Origin of the sequence: Pseudomonas sp. PDM02 (assembly GCF_014852285.1) — a bacterium.
In the GTDB taxonomy this organism is placed as follows: domain Bacteria; phylum Pseudomonadota; class Gammaproteobacteria; order Pseudomonadales; family Pseudomonadaceae; genus Aquipseudomonas; species Aquipseudomonas migulae.
Genome location: NZ_JACVBL010000001.1, coordinates 347,573 through 368,813 on the forward strand (window position 1 = coordinate 347,573; position 21,241 = coordinate 368,813).

Annotated in this window: 20 protein-coding genes, 1 tRNA gene and 1 pseudogene; 18 read left to right on the forward strand and 4 right to left on the reverse strand. The window is 57.7% G+C overall.

Annotated features, from left to right (window positions below):
* The first annotated feature begins 89 nt into the window (after positions 1-89).
* Genes IB245_RS01565 through IB245_RS01575 form a run of 3 tightly spaced genes read left to right on the forward strand, consistent with a single transcriptional unit; the run spans position 90 to position 3,268 of the window.
* Positions 90-1,499, forward strand: coding sequence for a circularly permuted type 2 ATP-grasp protein (locus IB245_RS01565; protein WP_008027316.1), 1,410 nt, complete (start codon positions 90-92; stop codon positions 1,497-1,499).
* Positions 1,500-1,511: 12 nt separating this feature from the next.
* Positions 1,512-2,462, forward strand: coding sequence for an alpha-E domain-containing protein (locus IB245_RS01570; RefSeq protein WP_008042189.1), 951 nt, complete (start codon positions 1,512-1,514; stop codon positions 2,460-2,462).
* Positions 2,459-3,268 (forward strand): transglutaminase family protein, encoded by an 810-nt coding sequence (locus IB245_RS01575; protein WP_008042190.1) that lies wholly within the window; start codon positions 2,459-2,461, stop codon positions 3,266-3,268. The genes IB245_RS01570 and IB245_RS01575 overlap by 4 nt, the downstream gene beginning before the upstream one ends.
* A gap of 120 nt (positions 3,269-3,388) precedes the next feature.
* Here the strand turns inward: IB245_RS01575 and IB245_RS01580 are convergent, their stop codons facing one another.
* Positions 3,389-4,210 (reverse strand): c-type cytochrome, encoded by an 822-nt coding sequence (locus IB245_RS01580; RefSeq protein WP_192226572.1) that lies wholly within the window; start codon positions 4,208-4,210, stop codon positions 3,389-3,391.
* 591 nt (positions 4,211-4,801) lie between these two features.
* Here IB245_RS01580 and IB245_RS01585 point away from each other — a divergent pair.
* The 3 genes from IB245_RS01585 (at position 4,802) to IB245_RS01595 (ending at position 8,995) form a co-directional block, all read left to right on the forward strand.
* Positions 4,802-6,007, forward strand: coding sequence for an acetyl-CoA C-acetyltransferase (locus IB245_RS01585; RefSeq protein ID WP_008042192.1), 1,206 nt, complete (start codon positions 4,802-4,804; stop codon positions 6,005-6,007).
* 25 nt (positions 6,008-6,032) lie between these two features.
* Positions 6,033-8,177 (forward strand): 3-hydroxyacyl-CoA dehydrogenase NAD-binding domain-containing protein, encoded by a 2,145-nt coding sequence (locus IB245_RS01590; protein WP_192226190.1) that lies wholly within the window; start codon positions 6,033-6,035, stop codon positions 8,175-8,177.
* A gap of 95 nt (positions 8,178-8,272) precedes the next feature.
* Positions 8,273-8,995 carry an amidotransferase gene (locus tag IB245_RS01595; protein ID WP_008027324.1) on the forward strand — a complete coding sequence of 241 codons (723 nt, stop codon included), beginning with the start codon at positions 8,273-8,275 and terminating at the stop codon, positions 8,993-8,995.
* Positions 8,996-9,101: 106 nt separating this feature from the next.
* Here IB245_RS01595 and IB245_RS01600 read toward each other — a convergent pair whose 3' ends face one another.
* The 3 genes from IB245_RS01600 to IB245_RS01610 all read right to left on the reverse strand — a co-directional run bounded on the left by IB245_RS01600 (position 9,102) and on the right by IB245_RS01610 (position 11,835).
* On the reverse strand, positions 9,102-10,073 hold the full coding sequence (locus tag IB245_RS01600; protein WP_008027325.1) for a magnesium and cobalt transport protein CorA: 972 nt from the start codon (positions 10,071-10,073) through the stop codon (positions 9,102-9,104).
* Between the two features lie 137 nt (positions 10,074-10,210).
* Entirely contained in the window at positions 10,211-10,933 is a 723-nt protein-coding gene (locus tag IB245_RS01605) for a 1-acylglycerol-3-phosphate O-acyltransferase (protein ID WP_008027326.1), read from the reverse strand.
* Positions 10,934-11,145: 212 nt separating this feature from the next.
* Positions 11,146-11,835 (reverse strand): crotonase/enoyl-CoA hydratase family protein, encoded by a 690-nt coding sequence (locus IB245_RS01610; RefSeq protein WP_192226191.1) that lies wholly within the window; start codon positions 11,833-11,835, stop codon positions 11,146-11,148.
* A 309-nt stretch (positions 11,836-12,144) separates the two neighbouring features.
* On the opposite strand from IB245_RS01610, the gene IB245_RS01615 reads away from it, so the two are divergent.
* The 12 genes and pseudogenes from IB245_RS01615 to IB245_RS01670 all read left to right on the forward strand — a co-directional run bounded on the left by IB245_RS01615 (position 12,145) and on the right by IB245_RS01670 (position 21,196).
* Positions 12,145-12,234, forward strand: a tRNA-Ser gene (locus IB245_RS01615).
* A gap of 357 nt (positions 12,235-12,591) precedes the next feature.
* Positions 12,592-13,782, forward strand: a complete 1,191-nt coding sequence (locus IB245_RS01620; protein WP_192226192.1) for a hypothetical protein — start codon at positions 12,592-12,594, stop codon at positions 13,780-13,782.
* Positions 13,779-14,360 (forward strand): adenylyl-sulfate kinase, encoded by a 582-nt coding sequence (locus IB245_RS01625; protein ID WP_192226193.1) that lies wholly within the window; start codon positions 13,779-13,781, stop codon positions 14,358-14,360. Before IB245_RS01620 ends, IB245_RS01625 begins: the two co-directional genes overlap by 4 nt.
* On the forward strand, positions 14,357-15,106 hold the full coding sequence (locus tag IB245_RS01630) for a class I SAM-dependent methyltransferase (protein ID WP_008042287.1): 750 nt from the start codon (positions 14,357-14,359) through the stop codon (positions 15,104-15,106). The genes IB245_RS01625 and IB245_RS01630 overlap by 4 nt, the downstream gene beginning before the upstream one ends.
* Before the next feature lie 5 nt (positions 15,107-15,111).
* Positions 15,112-17,427, forward strand: a complete 2,316-nt coding sequence (locus IB245_RS01635) for a PEP-utilizing enzyme (protein ID WP_192226194.1) — start codon at positions 15,112-15,114, stop codon at positions 17,425-17,427.
* On the forward strand, positions 17,424-18,038 hold the full coding sequence (locus IB245_RS01640; RefSeq protein WP_192226196.1) for a gamma-glutamyl-gamma-aminobutyrate hydrolase family protein: 615 nt from the start codon (positions 17,424-17,426) through the stop codon (positions 18,036-18,038). The genes IB245_RS01635 and IB245_RS01640 overlap by 4 nt, the downstream gene beginning before the upstream one ends.
* Positions 18,039-18,066: 28 nt before the next feature.
* On the forward strand, positions 18,067-18,780 hold the full coding sequence (locus tag IB245_RS01645) for a phosphocholine cytidylyltransferase family protein (RefSeq protein WP_192226198.1): 714 nt from the start codon (positions 18,067-18,069) through the stop codon (positions 18,778-18,780).
* 46 nt (positions 18,781-18,826) lie between these two features.
* On the forward strand, positions 18,827-19,147 hold the full coding sequence (locus IB245_RS01650) for a YbjQ family protein (RefSeq protein WP_192226200.1): 321 nt from the start codon (positions 18,827-18,829) through the stop codon (positions 19,145-19,147).
* 178 nt (positions 19,148-19,325) lie between these two features.
* Positions 19,326-19,514 (forward strand): hypothetical protein, encoded by a 189-nt coding sequence (locus IB245_RS01655; protein WP_032828671.1) that lies wholly within the window; start codon positions 19,326-19,328, stop codon positions 19,512-19,514.
* Positions 19,515-19,826: 312 nt separating this feature from the next.
* A complete protein-coding gene (locus IB245_RS01660; protein ID WP_008027331.1) occupies positions 19,827-20,198 on the forward strand; it encodes a hypothetical protein in 372 nt (123 codons plus the stop codon).
* Positions 20,199-20,388: 190 nt separating this feature from the next.
* Positions 20,389-20,811 carry a glycine zipper domain-containing protein gene (locus tag IB245_RS01665; RefSeq protein ID WP_008027332.1) on the forward strand — a complete coding sequence of 141 codons (423 nt, stop codon included), beginning with the start codon at positions 20,389-20,391 and terminating at the stop codon, positions 20,809-20,811.
* 168 nt (positions 20,812-20,979) lie between these two features.
* A pseudogene (locus IB245_RS01670) lies at positions 20,980-21,196 on the forward strand (hypothetical protein).
* The last annotated feature ends 45 nt before the right edge of the window (positions 21,197-21,241 follow it).

Sequence of the window (21,241 nt, forward strand, 5' to 3'; positions counted from 1 at the left end):
TGAATATCCAACCGATTGATATCAAAGCGTTTCTGCCGATGGCACGGGCCTTGCGAAGGCCTGGATGTCCGGGTGACAAGGAGTACGGCATGATCCGCACCTATTTTGATGAGATGTACGATGCCGGCGGCCAGGTCCGCCCGCATTATCGGGAGTTTGCCCGTTGGCTGGCCGAAACGCCTGACGAGCTTTTGGCACAACGGCGACGCGAGGCCGATCTGCTGTTTCATCGCGCCGGGATTACTTTCACGCTCTACGGGGACGAGCAGGGGACAGAGCGCCTGATTCCCTTCGACACCATTCCGCGCAGCATCCCCGCCAGTGAATGGCGGATCGTCGAACGCGGCTGCATCCAGCGGGTCAAGGCGCTGAACATGTTCCTCGCCGACCTCTATCACGAGCAGCGCATCATCAAGGCCGGCATCATCCCGGCCGAACAAGTGCTGGCCAACGAGCAATACCAGTTGGCGATGCAGGGGCTGGATCTGCACCGGGATATCTATTCCCACATTTCCGGCGTCGACCTGGTGCGCGATGGCGACGGCACGTACTACGTGCTCGAAGACAACCTGCGTACACCGAGCGGCGTGAGCTACATGCTCGAAGACCGCAAGATGATGATGCGCCTGTTCCCCGAGTTGTTCTCGGCCCAGCGCATCGCCCCGATCGATCATTATCCGAACCTGTTGCTCGACACCCTGAAAAGCTCCAGCCACCTCGATAACCCGAGCGTGGTGGTACTGACGCCGGGTCGCTTCAACAGCGCGTTTTTCGAGCATGCGTTTCTCGCTCGGGAAATGGGCGTGGAGCTGGTGGAAGGCGCGGACCTGTTCGTGCGTGACGACAAGGTGTTCATGCGCACCACGGACGGGCCGAAAGCCGTCGATGTGATCTACCGCCGTCTCGACGATGCATTCCTTGATCCGCTGGCGTTCAATCCGGACTCGATGCTTGGCGTTCCGGGGCTGCTGTCGTCGTACCGCTCGGGCAATGTGGTGCTGGCGAATGCCATCGGCACCGGGGTGGCGGACGATAAGTCGGTGTATCCGTTTGTCACCGACATGATCCGTTTCTACCTCGACGAAGAGCCGATCCTGAAGAACGTTCCGACGTTCCAGTGTCGTAATCCTTCCGAACTGTCCCACGTGCTGGCCAATCTTCCAGAACTGGTGGTCAAGGAAACCCAGGGCTCCGGCGGCTACGGAATGTTGGTGGGACCGGCGGCGACGGCGGCGGAAATCGAATCCTTCCGCGAGCGAATCAAGGCCAAACCCCACGCGTATATCGCGCAACCGACGTTGTCCCTGTCGACCTGCCCGACCTTTGTCGAAAACGGCATCGCACCACGCCATATCGACCTGCGTCCGTTTGTATTGTCTGGCCGCGAAACCCGGGTTGTGCCCGGCGGTTTGACCCGTGTCGCCCTGCGTGAAGGCTCCCTGGTGGTGAATTCCTCCCAGGGCGGCGGAACCAAGGACACCTGGGTGGTCGAGGATTGAAGGAAGCCTGCCATGTTAAGTAGAACTGCCTCGGATTTGTATTGGATGTCGCGTTACCTGGAGCGGGCGGAAAACCTCGCACGGATGCTCGACATCAGTTATTCGCTGTCGCTGATGCCGCAGGATGGCCGCGGTGACGGTCTGCATGAACTCGCCATGCCGCTGCTGATAACCGGCACCCTGGACGATTACCTCGAACGTCACGGCGAGTTGCATGCCGAACGGCTGCTGCACTTTTTTGCCCTGGACGCGGCCAACCCGGCGAGCATCTACAGCTGCCTCGGTTCGGCACGGGCCAGTGCCCATGCCGTACGGGGGCGAATCACCGCGGACATGTGGGAGAACATCAACGCCACCTGGCTGGAAATTCGCGGCATCGCCGATCAGGGCTTGAGTCGCTACGGCATGAGCCGTTTCTGCGAGTGGATCAAGGAACGTTCCCACCTGTTTCGCGGCGCGTCCTACGGCACGATCATGCGTAACGATGCGTTCCGGTTTATTCGTCTGGGCACCTTTATCGAAAGGGCGGACAACACCTTGCGCCTGCTCGATGCTCGCTACGAAATGGCGGGCGATCAGGCCGAAGCGGTCAGCGACGGTACGGCTCACGCCTATTACCAGTGGAGTGCCTTGTTGCGGGCGTTGTCGTCGTTCGAGGCCTACACCGAGATCTACCGCGACGCGCCCGGCGCCCGGCATGTGGCCGAGCTGCTGTTGCTGCGCGCCGATGTCCCGCGATCCTTGCGCGCGTGCACCGAAGAAATCGACCAGATCCTCGCTCAACTGCCGGGGGCCAATGGTCGTCCTGCGCAACGTCTGGCCGCCGAGATGGACGCACGCCTGCGCTACACCGGCATCAACGAAATTCTCGACGAAGGCCTGCACGCCTGGCTGACCGAGTTCATCCCGCTGGTGCGCCAGTTGGGTAACGCCATACACAGTTCCTACCTGGAGGCTGCATGAGACTTTCCATTAGCCACGAGACCACCTATCACTATGAAGATCAGGTGCGGGCGAGCATCCAGTACCTGCGACTGACCCCTCACGACAGCGAGCGCCAGCACGTGCTCAGTTGGCAGCTCGACCTGCCGCGACCGGTGCGCGCGCAACTCGATCCGTTCGGCAATATCCTGCACGTGCTGACCATGGACGAGCCGCATGAAGCGATCATCATCGGCGCCCGTGGCCAGGTCGACATCGACGAACTGCGTGAAGCCGAGCACGAGAGCCAGTCGGCGCTGCCGTTCCTGCGCTTCACGCGCCTGACCGAGGCCGACGAAGCCTTGCGTGAGTTCGCCGAGAAGGCGTGCAAAAAGCGCCGGGACCGCGCGGCATTGATCGACTTGATGCATGGCCTGAATTCGCACATGACCTACACGCCGGGCTCCACCGAAGTGGACACCAGCGCCGCGCAAGCCTTCGCCGGGCGTTCGGGTGTCTGTCAGGACCACACCCACGCGTTTCTCGCCTGCGCCCGCAGCCTGGGAGTTCCGTCGCGTTATGTGTCGGGCTATTTGTACAGCGAGAACAGCGAGCATCTGGCCAGCCACGCGTGGGCGGAAGCCTGGCTGGATGACGCGTGGTACAGCTTTGACGTGACCAATGAACTGGCGCGACCGGAGCGGCATTTGAAACTGGCGGTGGGCCTGGATTACCTGGATGCCTGCCCGGTACGCGGGATGCGTCGGGGCGGCGGGTGCGAGCAGATGCACGCAAAGGTGTTTGTGTCGCCGACACCGATGCCGGTGATTTCAGTCCAGCAGCAATAGGTCTGTTCGCCGCAAAAACCTGTGGGAGCGAGCCTGCTCGCGATAGCGGTCTGTCTGTCACATTCATGTTGAATGTGCCACCGTCATCGCGAGCAGGCTCGCTCCCACATGGAAATAGTGTCAGGGCTTGGTTTTGCGCCCGGCCATGTGCTTCAAATACCCCACCAACATCTCCAGATCCCCATCCGGCAAAACCGCCGCCGAAAACCCCGGCATCTTCGCCTGCGGCCACTGCCGCAAACTCTGCGGATCACGGATGTAGCGCTTCAAAAAGTCCGCCCCGAAATACTCGGTCGGGTTAAACGGAATGTTCAGATCCGGCCCGAATTGCGCATCCCCGGCACCGTTCAATCGATGACACGCCAGACAGTTCTTCTGGAACAGCGCAAACCCCACATTCACCGGGTCGTCCGCCTTCAGCGCCGGATCCGGCAGCAGGGCAGGGAAGCGCTCGGCCACCGGCGCCATGCGTTTGATGTCAGCCACTTGAAAGGGCCATTGCTCGGGGCTGATATTGCCCGCCTGCGGATCCGTCCACACCAGATAAAACGGCCCGGCACTCGGCTTGTCTGCCGACAGCGCCGGCCACGGTTTTGTCGGGTCTTCAATCGCCAGCCACGCTCGCGCACCTTGGCTGTTGAGTAACGGCGCGGCAGCCAGTTCGGCAGCAAAACCATCCAGTGCCACAGCTTGCAGGTGATCGTCAGGCTTGATGCCGCTCAACAACGCCGCCAGGGGCACGGCGCGATAGCTCATGTCCCGTTTGTAGGAAACGTCGTTGGTAATGGTGATGGTCTGAACCTGAGGATGCTTGAGCAATTCCTCGGTCTGCCAGGTGCGGCTGTGTGCGCCCAGCTCCAGGTTCAGCTGTGCGGCATAAAGGGGCGAGCCGAACAGCAAGGCCCCGAGCAGAATGAGCGTTTTCAACAGATCGCCGTCCATGTCGTGGAAGTGCCGCAAAGGTTGGCACACCCACGCCGGCCCGGGTAGCGAGCCAGTCACATTTTTAAGAGGCGATGGAAACTGTGCGCCGATTTTTTAATAAAGACTCAGCCGATCACCTTCGTCAGGTTCGGCAAAATCAACAGCAACGTAGTAGCGAAAAGAATGAGCCCGGCTTGACGTACTTTCGAATGTTTGAACATGGCTTGACCGCCTTTTTTGTTATTTCCTGATGCCTGCCTGCATATCTCCATGACGGCAGAGCGTTGCACTTCCTGTAAGGCGAGCGCCTCGGCAAAACCCGACGACAACTTCGCATATGTTCACCTTAGGGCCCGCGTCACTCGTGACTTAGATCCCTTTCGTATGGAGCGCGCACTTATTGCTTTAAAAAAGGCATGAGGCCTATTGCCAGCTTCTTTGCCGCCCTTTTGCTAGACATCTCGGTGTCCTGAAACGATCAATCCGGTAGCACACTACCGTCCGTCTGAGCGTGTCCGTCAACGTCAGTGAGCATTGCGGTCATTGAATCGGCGGTGGCTCGGCATAAGGTGAGGGCTCAGTATTTTCACCGCCAGGTTCGAGGACGTCATGACCCAAGCTTTGATTTTCGACGCTTTACGCACGCCCCGTGGCAAGGGCAAGTCCGATGGTGCCTTGCACAGTGTCAAACCGGTGAACCTGGTGGCGGGGTTGCTCAAGGCGCTGCAACAGCGCACGGCGCTGGACACCAGTCAGGTCGACGACGTGGTGTTGGGCTGTGTGACGCCGGTCGGCGATCAAGGTGCGGACATCGCCAAAACGGCCGCACAGGTGGCCGATTGGGATGTCAGCGTCGCGGGCGTGCAGATCAACCGCTTCTGCGCGTCAGGGCTGGAGGCCGTCAACCTCGGGGCGATGAAAGTGCGTTCCGGCTTCGAAGACCTGGTGGTGGTCGGTGGCGTCGAGTCGATGTCCCGGGTGCCGATGGGCAGCGATGGCGGCGCCTGGGCGCTGGACCCGGAAACCAATTTGCACAGCCATTTCACCCCGCAAGGCGTCGGCGCCGATCTGATCGCCACCCTCGAAGGCTTCAGCCGCCAGGACGTCGATGCCTACGCGCTGCACTCCCAGCAAAAAGCGGCGCGTGCCCGGGCCGACGGTTCGTTCAGCAAATCGCTGGTGCCGGTGCAGGATCAGAACGGCATCATTTTGCTCGATCACGATGAGTTCATTCGCGCCGACTCCACCCTGGAAGGCCTGGGCAAACTCAAGCCGAGCTTCGAGATGATGGGACAAATGGGTTTCGACGCCACGGCGTTGCGGGTCTACAGCCACGTGGAGCGGATCAACCACGTGCACACGCCGGGCAACAGTTCGGGGATCGTCGATGGCGCGGCGTTGATGCTGATCGGCTCCGAAGCCAAGGGACGTGCACTGGGCTTGCAGCCACGGGCGCGAATCGTCGCCACGGCGGTCACCAGCACCGATCCGACGATCATGCTCACCGGCCCGGCGCCGGCCACCCGCAAAGCGTTGGCCAAGGCCGGGCTGCGGGTCGAAGACATCGACCTGTTCGAGGTCAACGAGGCGTTTGCCTCCGTCGTGTTGAAATTCATCAAGGACATGGCCATCGACCCGGACAAGGTCAACGTCAATGGCGGCTCCATCGCCATGGGGCATCCACTGGGCGCTACAGGTTGCGCAATCCTCGGCACGCTGCTCGATGAACTGGAAACCCGGCGCCTGCGCTTTGGCCTCGCGACCCTGTGCGTCGGCGGCGGCATGGGCATTGCCACCATCATCGAACGCCTCTGAGCCACGATTTCAAGGAATCCTCTTCATGACTGAAGCCATTCGTTACGAAAAAGGGCAGGACCAGATCGTCGTCCTGACCATCGACATGCCGGGCCAGAGCGCCAACACCATGAACGCGGTCTACCGCGAGGCCATGGCCGCTTGCGTCGCCCGACTGGTTGCCGAGAAAGACAGCATCGCCGGCGTCATCATTACCTCGGCGAAGAAGACCTTCTTCGCCGGCGGTGACCTCAATGAACTGATCAAAGTCGGCAAACCCGAAGCCAAAGCGTTCTACGACATGGTGCTGACGCTGAAGGGCCAACTGCGCACCCTGGAAACCCTGGGTAAACCGGTGGTCGCCGCAATCAACGGCGCGGCGCTGGGGGGGGGCTGGGAAATCTGCCTGGCCTGCCATCACCGCGTGGCGCTGGACAATTCATCGGTGCAGCTCGGCCTGCCGGAAGTCACCCTCGGCCTGTTGCCGGGCGGTGGCGGGGTAGTGCGCATGGTGCGCATGCTCGGTCTGGAGAAGGCCTTGCCGTATCTGCTTGAAGGCAAGAAAGTCCGTGCGCAACAAGCCTTGCAGGCAGGTTTGATCGATGAGTTGGCGGTGGATCACGATGAGCTGCTGAGCAAGGCGCGCGCCTGGATTCTGGCCAATCCGACGGCAGTTCAGCGTTGGGATGTGAAGGGCTATCAGATTCCGGGCGGTACGCCGTCGAACCCGAAAGTCGCGCAGATGTTGGCGATTGCACCGTCGATCCTGCGCACTAAAACCCAGGGCTGCATGCCCGCACCAGAGAAGATTCTTTGCGCCGCAGTGGAAGGCGCTCAGGTGGATTTCGACACGGCGCACCTGATCGAAACCCGCTACTTCACCGAACTGACCACCGGCCAGATCTCGAAGAACCTGATCGGCACGTTCTGGTTCCAGCTCAACGAAATCAATGCCGGCGGTTCGCGACCTCAAGGGTTTGCACCTTACGTGACGCGTCGCGTGGGGGTTCTGGGCGCGGGGATGATGGGAGCCGGCATTGCCTTTGTCAGCGCCTCGGCCGGTATCGAAGTGGTGCTCAAAGACATCAACCTCGCTGCGGCGGAAAAGGGTAAGGCTCATTCGGCGGCGTTGCTGGACAAGAAGGTTGCCCGGGGACAGTTGAGCGCCGAGCAGCGGGATGCAGTGCTGGCGCGGATTAAAACCACTGAAAATGATGCCGATCTGGCCGGTTGCGACCTGATCATTGAAGCCGTGTTTGAAGACCGTGAGTTGAAAGCCAGGGTCTCTTCAGCCGCACAACAAGTCGTCGGCCCGGACGCGGTGATCGCTTCCAACACCTCGACTCTGCCGATCAGCGGGCTCGCTACCGCCGTACCGGACCAAAGCAAATTCATCGGCCTGCATTTCTTCAGCCCCGTGGAAAAAATGCCGTTGGTGGAAATCATCAAGGGCGCCCACACCAGCGACGAAACCCTGGCCCGCGGTTTCGATTTCGTCCTGCAAATCAAGAAGACCCCGATTGTGGTCAACGACAGCCGCGGCTTCTTCACGTCACGGGTGTTCGGCACCTTCACCAACGAAGGCATTGCCATGCTCGGCGAAGGAGTGAGCGCAGCGATGATCGAAACCGAAGCGCGCAAGGCGGGCATGCCCATCGGGCCTCTGGCGATCTCCGACGAAGTTTCCCTCAGCCTCATGAGCCATATCCGTCAACAAACGGCCAAAGACCTGCAAGTGGAAGGGAAACCACTGATTGAGCACCCGGCGTTTGCTGTGATTGACTTGCTGCTCAACGAATACAAGCGTCCGGGCAAAGCGGCAGGCGGTGGTTTCTACGAATACCCGGCCGGCGGCCAGAAGCACTTGTGGCCAGGGCTGAAAAGTCGTTTCGAGAAGGCGGACGGGCAGATTTCGCCGAAGGACGTGCGTGATCGCCTGCTGTTCGTGCAAGCCATCGAAACCGTGCGTTGCGTGGAGGAGGGCGTGCTGACCTCGACTGCGGATGCCAACGTCGGCTCGATCTTCGGCATTGGTTTCGCGGCCTGGACCGGCGGCGCGCTGCAGTTCATCAACCAGTACGGCGTGAAGGACTTCGTCGCGCGTGCGCAATACCTGGCTGAGCAGTACGGCGAACGGTTCGCGCCACCCGCGCTGCTGCTGGAGAAAGCGGCCAAAGGTGAGGTGTTTTAAGGGACCGATGACGACTCGTGGGGCTTGCCTTGGAACGGTGTTTCGAGGCAGGCTCTGGGGTGTGCATTATTCCCATCACGTGTCAGGTATTTTTTATGTCGTTACGCATCTGCATTCTGGAAACCGACATCCTGCGTCCGGAACTGGTCGATCAATATCAGGGTTACGGGCAGATGTTCCAGCGTCTGTTTTCGCAACAACCCATCGCGGCCGAGTTCACTGTCTACAACGTGATGCAGGGCGAATACCCCAGCGATGATGAGGCCTTCGACGCCTATCTCGTCACCGGCAGCAAGGCCGATTCCTTCGGCACCGACCCGTGGATTCAAACCCTCAAGGCTTACCTGCTGACCCGCTACGAACGCGGTGACAAACTGCTGGGCGTGTGCTTCGGCCATCAGTTGCTGGCGCTGCTGCTGGGCGGCAAGAGCGAGCGTGCGACCCAGGGCTGGGGCGTCGGCACCCACAGTTACAAACTCGCCGCCAAGGCACCGTGGATGAGCCCGGTGCGCGAAGAGTTGACGTTGTTAATCAGCCACCAGGACCAAGTGACGTCGCTGCCGGAAAACGCCACGGTCATCGCTTCCAGCGATTTCTGCCCGTTTGCCGCGTACCACATCAACGATCAGGTGTTGTGCTTCCAGGGGCACCCGGAATTCATTCACGATTACTCGCGAGCCTTGCTGGATATTCGTCAGGAAGCGTTGGGCGAGCAGGTGTATACCAAGGGCATGGCGAGCCTTGAGCATGAGCATCATGGCGCGACCGTTGCGGAGTGGATGATGCGGTTTGTGGCGCATAAACCAGAAACTGTTTAACGCTAAAAGCTTCGCGGGCAAGCCTCGCTCCTACAGGTACTCTTGTAGGAGCGAGCGGTGCGGCGATCCGACTTGCCCGCGAATGTCACTGACGACTCGGTTGTGGCTACAACCACCCCGATTTCTTGAAACTCGCCCACAAACTCACACACCCCACCGCAATAAACCCCAGCACCGCGAAATACCCGTAATGCCAGGTCAGCTCCGGCATGTTCTGGAAGTTCATCCCATAGATCCCGGCCACTGCCGTCGGGAACGCCAGAATCGCCGCCCACGCCGCAAACTTGCGCTGCACCACGCTCTGCCGTGACGCCTCCAGCAACACCCCGACTTCAATGGTCTGGCTGGCAATGTCCGCCAGGGTCGTCAGGTCTTCCATCTGCCGGGTCACATGGATCTGCACATCGCGGAAGTACGGGCGCATGTTCTTGTCGATGAACGGAAAACTCAGCTTTTGCAGCTCCTCACCGATTTCCACCATCGGCGCCGCATACCGCCGCAAACGCAATACATCGCGGCGCAGACTGTGGAGTTTTTGAATGTCGCGCTCGTTCAGGGAACTGCACATGACGTTACGTTCCAGCTCATCGATCTCTGCATGGATCGCTTCGCCCATCGGCTGATAGTTTTCAATCACAAAGTCGAGGATGGCATAGAGTACGAAATCTTCCCCGTGCTCCAGCAACAGTGGACGCGCCTCACAACGCTGGCGGACATAAGCGTAGGACGCCGAATGACCGTTACGCGCAGTAATGATGTAACCGTTGCCGGCAAAGATATGAGTCTCGATGAACTCAAGCTTTCCTTCATGGCGGATCGGCGAATACGTGACGATAAACAGCGCATCGCCAAAGGTTTCCAACTTCGGTCGACTGTGTTTTTCCAGGGCGTCTTCAATGGCCAGTTCGTGCAGGTTGAACTGGCGTTGCAGATTGAACAGCTCCTGGGCATTCGGCTCTTCGAGGCCGATCCAGACAAAGTGACCAGGCTTGGCGGCCCAGGCAGCACCTTCGTCAAGGGTGATATTGGTGACCTTCTTACCAGCGCTGTAAACCGCAGCAGCAACAACTCTACCCATGATTCAGCTTCACTTCTTATTAGTAGCAGGCAGTGTTCAGCTTATCCTTCTATACCGCTTGAGAGTCAGTGAAATCTGCAGAGTTCGCAGGCAAAAGTTCGCAGGCAAAAGAAAACCCGCACAGGGCGGGTTTTGTTTCATGCGGCTTGCAGTTGCCGATCCATCGAGGCGATGCACTCGCGCATCTGCTCGCGGCACTGGGCGATCAGCAGCGGCATGTCGTCCAGGCTCAGTCCGGCAGTTGGAATGGCCGGCAAAGAACGGATCAGAATTTTCCCACTGCGCCAGCGGTTCAATCGCATGTGTTTGACGTAACTGCTGACACACACCGGGACGATCGGCACGCCCGCCGCGATCGCCATCTGGAACGCGCCTTTCTTGAAGGGCAGCAGGTCTTCGCCCAGATTGCGCGTGCCTTCCGGGAACACCCAGATCGAGGTGTCTTCATGTTGCAAGGTGTGCGTGGTGGTCAGCATCGACTGGCGCGCCTTGTGCGCATTGCCACGGTCGATCAACACATTACCGGCCAACCAGAACAACTGACCGAACAACGGCACCCACTTCAGGCTCTTCTTGCCGATGCACACGGTGCGGCGGGGCACCACGTTGCCGAAAACAAACAAGTCATAGTTGGACTGGTGGTTGGCGATGATCACGCAGCTCTCGGGTTTGTCCATCAATGGCCCGACGTCGGCCTTCACTCGCAAACGCAAAATGCACATTGCCGGCCACGCATAGAGGCGCGCGCACAAACGGCTGTTGTCCGGGTTGAACGGGCGAAACAGCCCCAGAATCACCCCCAGCACACCAGCGAGAATAAAGTGCAGGCCCATCAATAACATACGAAACACGAACAGCATTTACAGGCCCCACCGGGACAAAAGGTGGCGCAGTGTACGGATGTGCACTGTTTTCGGCAATTGCCTCTATAGAGGTAGGAGATAGCCGATGTTTGAGCGCATGTTTCCGACTAGTTGGTCAGATCTGTTCTAGAGGGGTTGTAGACTTTTCCACAGAGCGTGTATGAAAAAGCCCGACACGATGGTCGGGCTTTCGGTGCAGCATCTTTGGGTTAACCCAAATGCTCCTGATCCTGGATGATTGCGTTGTCCAGGGTGTCCAGCAGTGCCTTGCGCACTTTCAGCTTGGTGTTCTTGTGCGCGGTCATGTTGATCTTCTTCAACTGACGAGCCGCTGCCAGCGCCGCGCCTTGCAGCTCTTCGGGCGACACCACCAAGTCGAGGAAACCTGCATCCACGGCACTCTTCGGGTTGAACATCTCACCGTTGATCACCGAACGATGCAGCGCTGCCTTGCTCAGGCGATCACGGGCGATCTCAATGCCGGCGTGGTGCATGGTCATGCCGATCTGCACTTCGTTCAGGCCAATGCTGAACGGGCCGTCGACACCAATCCGGTAATCCGCCGACAACAACAGGAACGCACCCTTGGCCACTGCATGCCCAGGGCACGCGACAATCACTGGAAACGGGTGCGACAACAGACGACGGGACAATGTCGAGCCAGCCGTCACCAGCGATACGGCTTCTTTAGGGCCTGCTGTCATCACCTTCAGGTCATAACCACCCGACAGAATCCCCGGCGTGCCAGTGATGATCACCACTGCGCGATCAGTCACTGCCTGATCCAGCGCAGCATTAAACGCAGTAATCACGTCCGGTGAGATGGCATTGACCTTGCCGTTGCTCAAGGTCAGGGTCGCGATACCGTCTTCGAGGTGGTAGGAAATCAACTCACTCATGACGCTATTCCTTGTATGAAAGTTGGGGCAGACGTTACCCACCGCCGCAGGCCAGGTAAAGCGCCGTGACTGACCCGCCAGTCACCCTTTCCCCGCCGGGCAAGCGTAGCCCGCCGCTCCCGCCGTGCATTCCCTTCTCTATATAGGAGAGCGCGAAGCCAGAGATTGGCAGGTTTGCCATGGCCCGGAATGCTCCCGGAACCTCCAAACCGCTAAGCACATGAAAATTCTGCAAAAAAAGTTTGCCATCAGAAAAGCTTTCGACTACATTAGCGCGCCTCGACAGACAGAACATGTTTGACGAGATACGGTGAAGTGTCCGAGTGGCTTAAGGAGCACGCCTGGAAAGTGTGTATACAAGAAATTGTATCGAGAGTTCGAATCTCTCCTTCACCGCCAAATTCGATGTAACCAGAACCCCTGATTTCGAAAGAAGTCAGGGGTTTTGTGGTTTCTGGGTGTCTGGATTTCGAGGCGGCACGTTGGCCGCGCCAAGGGTAAAAAATGCTCGCCTGGTGGGGTGTCAATTTGCCAGCGTATGATATATTGGCGCGGTTTATGTGATCAGGATCAAAGCTTTACTATTGATTTTCAATGAAAATTAATACGACTTTAGTCTGATTCGCTTAACAACAAGGATGTACACGTGCGAAAGGGATATGCACTTAGGCAGGATCAAATGCTTTTCCCTTTTTTGCGCGTTTACTTGGCCTAAGCCTGGCTTGCCTGGGACAGCTTTGAAGGTGCGCGTTTTATATGCAAAGCGTTTATTTGATCAGTAACGTCAATAATGGCGGAAAAACCTATCTTGAGTACTTGCTGCCAGCGCTAAATGCTCTTCGCAATCACTACAACTGCATTGTGCTTCAGACAAACATTGTCGGTATCAGCAAGTTTGAAGCGGAACAGTTTCTAGGCTGTCCAGTTGAAGAGGTGGGGCTGGATGATATTGGAAAACTGAAATCACAAGTAATTATCTCGAACGATGCTTCTATCGGGAAATTACTTGATGAATCAAACTTCACCATTTTTATTGCGCACGGCAATGTAGGGATGCCCCTCGCGGATGTTTACTACTGTTCCGGCTGGACATCCTATTGGGATGCAATTGTTTCCTCCTCCAGATCGCTTTTTGATTTGATTAAAACAGGCATGTACTACTTCAGGCGGGACAGAGTCGCCTTGCGTCTGGAGCTTGAACCGGACCGATCACGTACGGACCTTCGAAACACTAGTGCAGTATCCGTACTGCCAATCAAAATTCCCGACATGTTCAGTGCGCCCCCTGAGTTTCGGTGCATGTCCGAGGAGTATGTTGTTGGCCTTCTGCCTACCCAGATAGGTATTTGCCCGAGTGGCGCTTCTCTGTTTGAAAACATGGAGGTGGTCATTAACTCGGTGAAATCCCAGATTCCTCATGCGAAGATTATTTTTCGGCCGTATATGACGGATTTTGACCGTCCCTATGTAAAAGAGTTGTGTGAGCAACTTTCCCGGTATCCATGGGTTTCAATTGACGATACTAAAGGCAGCAGTAAAGACTTCTATCGGATATGTGACACGATCATCACTGATGCCTCCAGTGGTGGTGTGTCCTTTATGCTGAATACGTGCAAGCTGCCGATTTATTATGTTCCAGTGGGTCACGATAGCAGTCCAATCGTCGAAGCCTGGTTGGAACAGATGGAGGGCTTGCTGCCGATCGCTAAAAATGGCGATGAGCTTAAGGATATGGTGCTTGGATTTAAACTGCTTACTTCAGAGCAAAAGTACTTCATTTATAAGAAGTTCTACGACTCAGAGTACAGCGGGCTTCATCATCCGGATGAGGTGTTTCTTGAGTTGGTTGAAAACCGACATGAGTCCCGTTTTCGTTACTGTGTGATCGACTCTTTTGGGGGCGCTCACGACAATTTCATTAGCGACCCTGAAAGAGCGCTGCAATGATCGTGAGTAACTTCCAGGCTCCCAGTGTTGATATGAATACCTCTATTGGCGAGGTCGTGTGGATTACCGGTTTGTCGGGTGCCGGTAAATCAACGCTGGCCCATGAGCTTGTTGCCAGGCTTAGAAGCGATGGTCATCCGGTTGTCATGCTGGATGGCGATGAACTGCGTGATGTGTTTGGCGCAAGTGCGGCCAATGCGCAAAACCATGGGCGTGAAGGGCGGTTGGCGCTGGCCATGCAATACGCTCATTTATGCCGGGTCATAGCGGCGCAAGGGTTCACGGTGGTGATCGCCACGATTTCGCTGTTCCGCGAAGTTCATGCGTGGAACCGTGCCCACCTGCCTGGTTATTTCGAAATCTATTTGAAGGTGCCGATGGAGGAGCTGCGCCGTCGGGATCCCAAGGGCATCTATCGCCGGTTCGATGCGGGCGAGTTGCACAACGTCGCGGGGCTCGATTTGTCGATTGATGAACCGGGCTCGGCGGACTGGGTGGTGGAGTTCGACCCCCATCGCCCTCTATCTATGTTGACTGATGACTTACTGCACCATTTTTATATAAGGAAGTTGGTATGAAAACGGAATGGGATTACACCACACTGGCTGACGCTTACTTGAAGCGTCCTGACTACGCCGATGCTGCGATCGATGCAATGCTTTCGATTGCAGGCGCCGAGAAAGGCGACAAGTTCTGCGACGTTGGAGCCGGGGTTGCGCACCTGACCTTAATGTTGGCTGCGCGAGGCCTGGACGTTGTTGCGGTGGAACCTAATGATGCGATGCGAGCGAATGGCATCAAGCGTACCGCGGACCTGACTCATGTCAGTTGGCATGAAGGCACAGGCGAAGTAACAGGGCAGCAGTCGCAAGTTTTCGACATGGTCACTTTCGGCAGTTCCTTCAATGTCTGTGACCGTGAACAGGCTCTCAAGGAAACCGCGCGCATTCTCAAGCCGCGAGGCTGGTTCGCCTGTATGTGGAATCATCGTCATCTTGAAGATCCTGTCCAGGCCCGAATTGAAGCGATCATTAAAGAACGGGTTCAGGGTTACGGCTACGGTACTCGTCGTGAAGATCAAACGGCAGTGATTGATGCCAGTGCGCTGTTCGGTCCTGTTGTTCATCTTGATGCGCGTGTCATTCACGAACAAACCATTGAGGAATGTCTGGAGGCGTGGCGTTCTCACGCAACGCTTGAGCGTCAGGCAGGTGCGAATTTCCATGAGGTGATTAGCGCCATCGATGACTATTTGAAGGGGCTGGGGACTGCCTCGATCCAGATTCCGTACTCAACCAATATCTGGGTTGCTCAGCTGAGATAATCCTGATGGCTCTGCGATTTTCCACCAAGGCCGGTACGCTTGCCGGCCTGCAAGAGCGGCTGACTTCGGCGCGCATTGCTCCGTTGCTGTCTTTCACCGTAAGGGACTGGCAAATGGGGCGGCAAGCCTGTTTTCGCGACATTCAGGGACGCTTGGACGCCGGCCCCTGGATCGTGCGCTCCAGTTGTCTGCGCGAAGACGGCGTACAAGCATCCGGTGCGGGGGCGTTTCTCTCTGTACTTGATGTCAATGAAGCAGGGTTGGAATCGGCGGTTGAACAGGTCATCGCCAGTTATGGCGATGCCAACCAGGCAGACGAAGTTCTGATTCAACCGATGTTGAATAATGTCGTTCGGTCCGGCGTTGCCTTTTCCCACGACCCGAATACCTGTGCGCCCTATCGGGTGGTGAACTGGACGGAGGGCCGTGACACCGCCTCTGTCACCGGCGGTCTGGGTGGTCGGCTTTGGCAGCAGGCGGCCCACAGCAAAGTGCCGCCACCGCCAGATATGCTGCCCGTCGTGACCTTGCTCGAAGAGTTGTTGGAGTTGTTCGAGGGGGTGCCGGTCGACTGTGAGTTCGCTGTCACGCAGGAGGCTGAAGGCGAGGTGTTGTGGTTATTGCAGGCCCGACCACTGATTTTGCCAGCACACCCGGAATCCGAAGCAACTCAAGCCGATCGGCTGGAAAATATTCAACGCAAGGTGGCGCGGGGCATGCGACCGCACCCGTTCCTGATCGGCCAGCGTACCGTTTATGGTGTGATGCCGGACTGGAACCCGGCCGAAATTATCGGTATCCGTCCCAAACCACTGGCGCTTTCGCTTTACCGGGATTTGGTGACTGACTCGATCTGGGCCTATCAACGCCATAATTACGGCTACCGCAACTTGCGCAGCTTTCCGCTGATGCCGCATTTTTTCGGGCTGCCGTACATCGATGTTCGATTGTCTTTCAACTCGTTCATCCCGGCAGACCTGGATGAGGGGTTGGCGGGGCGTCTGGTCGACCACTATATCGATCGGCTGCTGTCCGAGCCGACGCTGCACGACAAAGTGGAGTTCGAGATTGTGTTCTCGTGCTACACACTGGATTTGTCGCAGCGGCTGGAGCGCCTGGCCAGTGCCGGTTTCCTGGAGCATGAGCTGGAAGCCATCAGCAGCAGTTTGCGCAAGTTGACCAACCGCATCGTCCATCCCAAGGATGGCTTGTGGCGCGCTGATGCCAACAAACTCGATACGCTGAATGCGCGACGCGAGGCATTGCTGGCCTCCAACGCCGACCCTCTGGAACGGATTTACTGGCTGTTGGAGGATGCCAAACGCTACGGGACCCTGCCATTCGCCGGCCTGGCCCGCGCCGGCTTCGTCGCGGTGCAGATGCTCAAATCCCTGATGACGGTGGGCGTACTCTCGCAGGCTGACTACGATTGTTTCATGGGTGGGGTGTCGACTGTCAGCGGCCAGTTGGCGCGTGACCGCGCGACATTGGACAAGGCGACGTTCCTCGCGCGCTACGGCCACTTGCGCCCGGGCACCTATGACATCCTTTCGCCTCGCTACGATGAAGCGCCGGAACTTTACTTTGACTGGACTCAGCGCCCGTCCGTCCCGGAGCCCGTACAACCGTTTTCGCTGACCCTTCCACAAATGCGCGAAATCGTGAAGCAACTGGAGTCACACGGCTTGCAGCCCGACCCTGTCGGCTTGCTGGACTTCATGCAAGCAGGAATCGAACTGCGCGAGCTGGCCAAGTTCCACTTCACCCGCAATCTTTCGGATGCCCTGGCATTGATCGCGCAAGTGGGCGCCCAGCACGGCATAAGCCGTGAAGACATGGCCTATTGCGACATCAGTGTCTTCAAGGAACTGCACGTTGCGGCAGCCAACACGAGCGATGTGCTGTTGCGCAGCATTGAGCAGGGCAAGGCCCGCCACGCAGAGACTCTAAAGGTATCGTTACCGCCGGTGATCACCCGGCCTGAGGATGTCTGGTCTTTCGAATGGCCGGAAACAGCCCCCAACTTCATCACCCAGAAGCAGGTGACTGCCCCCGTGGTGGGCAGTGACGACCGAGAAATACTCGCCGGCGCGATTGTCTGCATTCCCAACGCGGACCCCGGGTTCGACTGGTTGTTTGCCTACCCGATTGCCGGGCTGATTACGGCTTGGGGCGGCGCGAACTCGCACATGGCGATTCGTGCAGGAGAACTTGGCTTGCCGGCAGTGATCGGTGCCGGCGAAGTCCTCTATCGGCGCTGGTCGGCGGCTCAACGCTTGCACCTGGATTGTCCGGGGCGCTGCGTGGAGATGCTGGCATGAAAGTCGTTGCCCTCAGCCAGCGTGTGGACGTATTTCCCGAGCGTGGTGAAAGCCGCGATGCAATTGACCAGCGTCTGATCAGCTTTCTACTGGATGCCGGCTTTTTGCCGGTGCCGGTACCCAACGGGTTGTGTCTGCAAACCGCTGACGGACGGCTGACTCAGGACGCCCTGCATGACTGGCTGCACACGGTATCGCCACAAGCCATTGTGCTTTCGGGGGGAAATGACATCGGCCAGTGTCCGGCGCGCGACCTGACTGAAGGCAGATTGCTTGCCCATGCACGATCCCTCTGCCTGCCCGTGCTTGGAATTTGCCGGGGCATGCAGATGATTGCGCACTGGTCGGGCGGCGAGCTGAAAGCGGTGAACGGTCATGTGCGAACCCGGCATGAACTGTCAGGAAAAATCGTTGCCGAGGTGAACAGTTATCACGGTTTTTCGCTTGCCGCTTGCCCGGAAGGTTTTGAGGTCCTGGCGTGCAGTGGGGATGGGGAAATCGAAGCCATCCGGCACCGCAACCTCCCTTGGGAAGGCTGGATGTGGCACCCGGAGCGAGAGGACGTCTGGGCTGCGCACGACGTTCATCGACTGAAGCAATTGTTCGGTTAATAAAGACATTTCATGAGGTAGGACTGTTGTGAAAGCCATTATTCTGGCTGCCGGACGTGGCAGCCGCATGAAAAGTCTCACGGATGAACGTCCGAAATGCATGGTCGAATTGCGTGGCAAGACACTGCTGGAGTGGCAACTTTTGGCGCTGCGCGGTGCAGGCATTAGCGAGATAGCCATCGTGACCGGCTACAAGCGCGAGGTGTTGGCAGACCAAGGGCTGATCGAGTTCCATAATCCTCGCTGGGCGCACACCAACATGGTCTCCTCATTGGCGTGTGCTGAAGCCTGGTTGCAGGATGCTCCGTGCATCGTGAGTTACTCCGACATCTTTTACAGTCCCGCAGCAGTCCAGTCGTTAATGACATGCAAGGCTTCCCTGGCCGTCACCTATGATCCGAACTGGCTGGCGCTCTGGACACAGCGCTTTGGTGATCCGTTACTGGATGCCGAAACGTTCCGCCTTGCCTCCACCGGCACCTTGACCGAAATCGGTAACAAACCGACTTCAGTCGATGATGTTCAGGGCCAATACATGGGGCTTCTACGCTTCACGCCTGAGGGGTGGGCAGAGGTCGTCCGGCTTCGCCAGGCCTTGACCCCGGAACAAAGAGACAAGGTGCATATGACGAACACGCTTCAACACGTCATTGACGCGGGGCGGGTCCCGATACACGCCGTTGCATACACTGGCGAGTGGGGAGAGGTGGACTCTTCAGAGGATCTCTTTGTGTATCAATAATTGAGGTTTCAGGCCTTGAGTGACTATTTATGAAGAAGGAATGCCCATGATCACCACCACCACCCACGCCATCGAAGGCCGCCAAATCACCGCTTACCTCGACATCGTCAGCGCCGAGTCGGTGCAGGGGGTCAACGTTATCCGTGACATGTTCGCCGGGATGCGGGATTTTTTCGGCGGGCGCTCTCAAACATTGGAGCGTGCATTGAAGGAGGCGCGGATTCAGGCCACCGACGAGATCAAGGAACGGGCGCGGGCACTGCAGGCCGACGCGGTGGTGGGGCTCGATTTCGAGATCAGCATGCCGGCCGGCAAGGGCGGCATGGTGGTGGTATTTGTGACCGGGACGGCCGTCAAACTGAGGTGATTCAGGTAGCGGTTTATGTGTTTGTTTTGTAGGAAGCCGTGCGGGCCATTCGTCGGGTGTTGGGGAATCTGAATTACAAGTCCGGTAATGACCGGCTAGTCTCAAAAGCTTGGTGGTCGATATGTTTCAGGCAAAAGGGCTTGCCGGTATCGATCCCGCTTTTGAAAGGGGCGAAAAGATGGCTGATCCGTATATCGAAGACGACGGTGCTGAATTTCCAATCAACAATAGCGTGCGGTGTGGCCAGACAGACTATGTGGTGGCTTACGGTGACGATCAGGTCAAGCTTGGCAAAATGAAATCCCAGGTGCCCCAAGGGCCGAAGGCGAAATTTTTACCCAAGGTTGCGGCACCCGTCAGGAAGTAATCCATCCTCTCCAGACCCCGTCATTGAGCGGGGTTTTTTATGCCTGCAACCTTTTTTGCGGCGTGTGTTTTTCGGTCTGGGTTTTCACAAAGTTTTCACAAGGCCTTACGTAATCTCAACTCATCCGTTAGAAAGCAACACCTGGCCCGTCTCCCCAGCGGGCTTTTTTTTGTCTGTCATAAAACCTTTTCCATAAAAGCTGTCCAACCGTCGCCGATGGTGAGGTTGGGGCTGTGTGTCTGGACTTTCTCGCCGCTAAAGCATTCAATCTCGACCCTTTTTGATTTCCCCCTATTTTTTGAGGTTCTTGTCATGCGTTTAACACTGCCCGCTCTGGTTCTGGGCCTTTTGGTTGCTCAAGGTGCAATGGCTGCTGGCGACGGCACTGCCGCACTGGGTGGCGGTCTGGGTGGCGCGCTGGGTAATGTGGTCGGCCAAAGCATGGGCGGCAGCACTGGCGCTGCGATTGGTGCTGGTGTCGCGGGCGCCGCCGGCAGTGCTGTTGGAGCACGCAAAGGCAGCCGCACCAAAGCGGCCATCGGCGGCGGCGTGGGTGCTGCGGGCGGCTCGATAATCGGCAACAGCCTGGGCGGCAAGACCGGTTCGACCATCGGCGCAGGCCTGGGCGGTGCTTTGGGCGGCGGCGTGGGCAGCAATCTGGGCAAGGGCCACAAGGGCCACTGATCCTGATCGATCCGCTCAAAAAGCCCGGCTTGATGCCGGGCTTTTTGTATCTGGCTGTTTCTCTTTCGCAGCTTTTGCATCTTTAGCTGTCCAACGGTCATCGCTGGCCGGATTCAGTGGGGGCAGGTGCTAGACTCCGCCCATCCGCAGCGAATTCTTTTCTCCCGATGCGGAATTAGAGGTTCATATCATGCGTTTGACATTGTCCACATTGTTTCTGGGACTTTTGGTTGCTCAAGGTGCGATGGCTGCCGGTGATGGCACCGCTGCTGTTGGCGGTGGTATCGGCGGTGCATTGGGTAACGTGGTAGGTCAGCAAATGGGCGGCAGCACCGGTGCCGCGATTGGCGCAGGTGTAGGCGGCGCGGCGGGTAGCGCTGTTGGTGCACCTAAAGGCAGTCGCACTGAAGCAGCGATCGGTGGTGGTTTGGGCTCGGCGGGCGGCTCGGTGATTGGTAACAGCATTGGCGGCAAGACCGGTTCGACCATTGGCGCAGGTCTCGGCGGCGCAGCGGGTGGTGCGCTGGGCAACAACCTGGGTACTGACAGCGGCGATTCTCATTCCGGCAACGGGCACAAACACAAGCATAAGCACAAGAACAAACACCACTGATTCGACGATCAGTGACAGCAAAACCCGGCCTGGTGCCGGGTTTTTCATTTTTGCGAGCGTGACACCGGAACGTTGCCGCTCAACCGATTGTCCCTTCGATCGAACGGTTTCCGTGGCGGTGTCATCAAAACTTCAGGTGTTGTTTTCAATGCCCCTGAGAGGTGCTTTATGAACACTGACCCGAAAGATACTGATGTCGATGACACCCCTGAGTATCCGTTGCCTTCACCTACAGATTCTCTGAGTCGTGACCAGCGTCCACCGGATGATGATGAGGTGGGTGTGGAGCAGGTGCCGGATGATGACGTGCGGCGCACTGATGTTGAGGCTGACGCTGACGATCCGGATATTGCAGGGGAATGATTGCTCGGGCGAGCCGAGTTGATAAGTGTATTGCCGAATAGCCGCTTGTCGTTTGAGCGGCTATTCA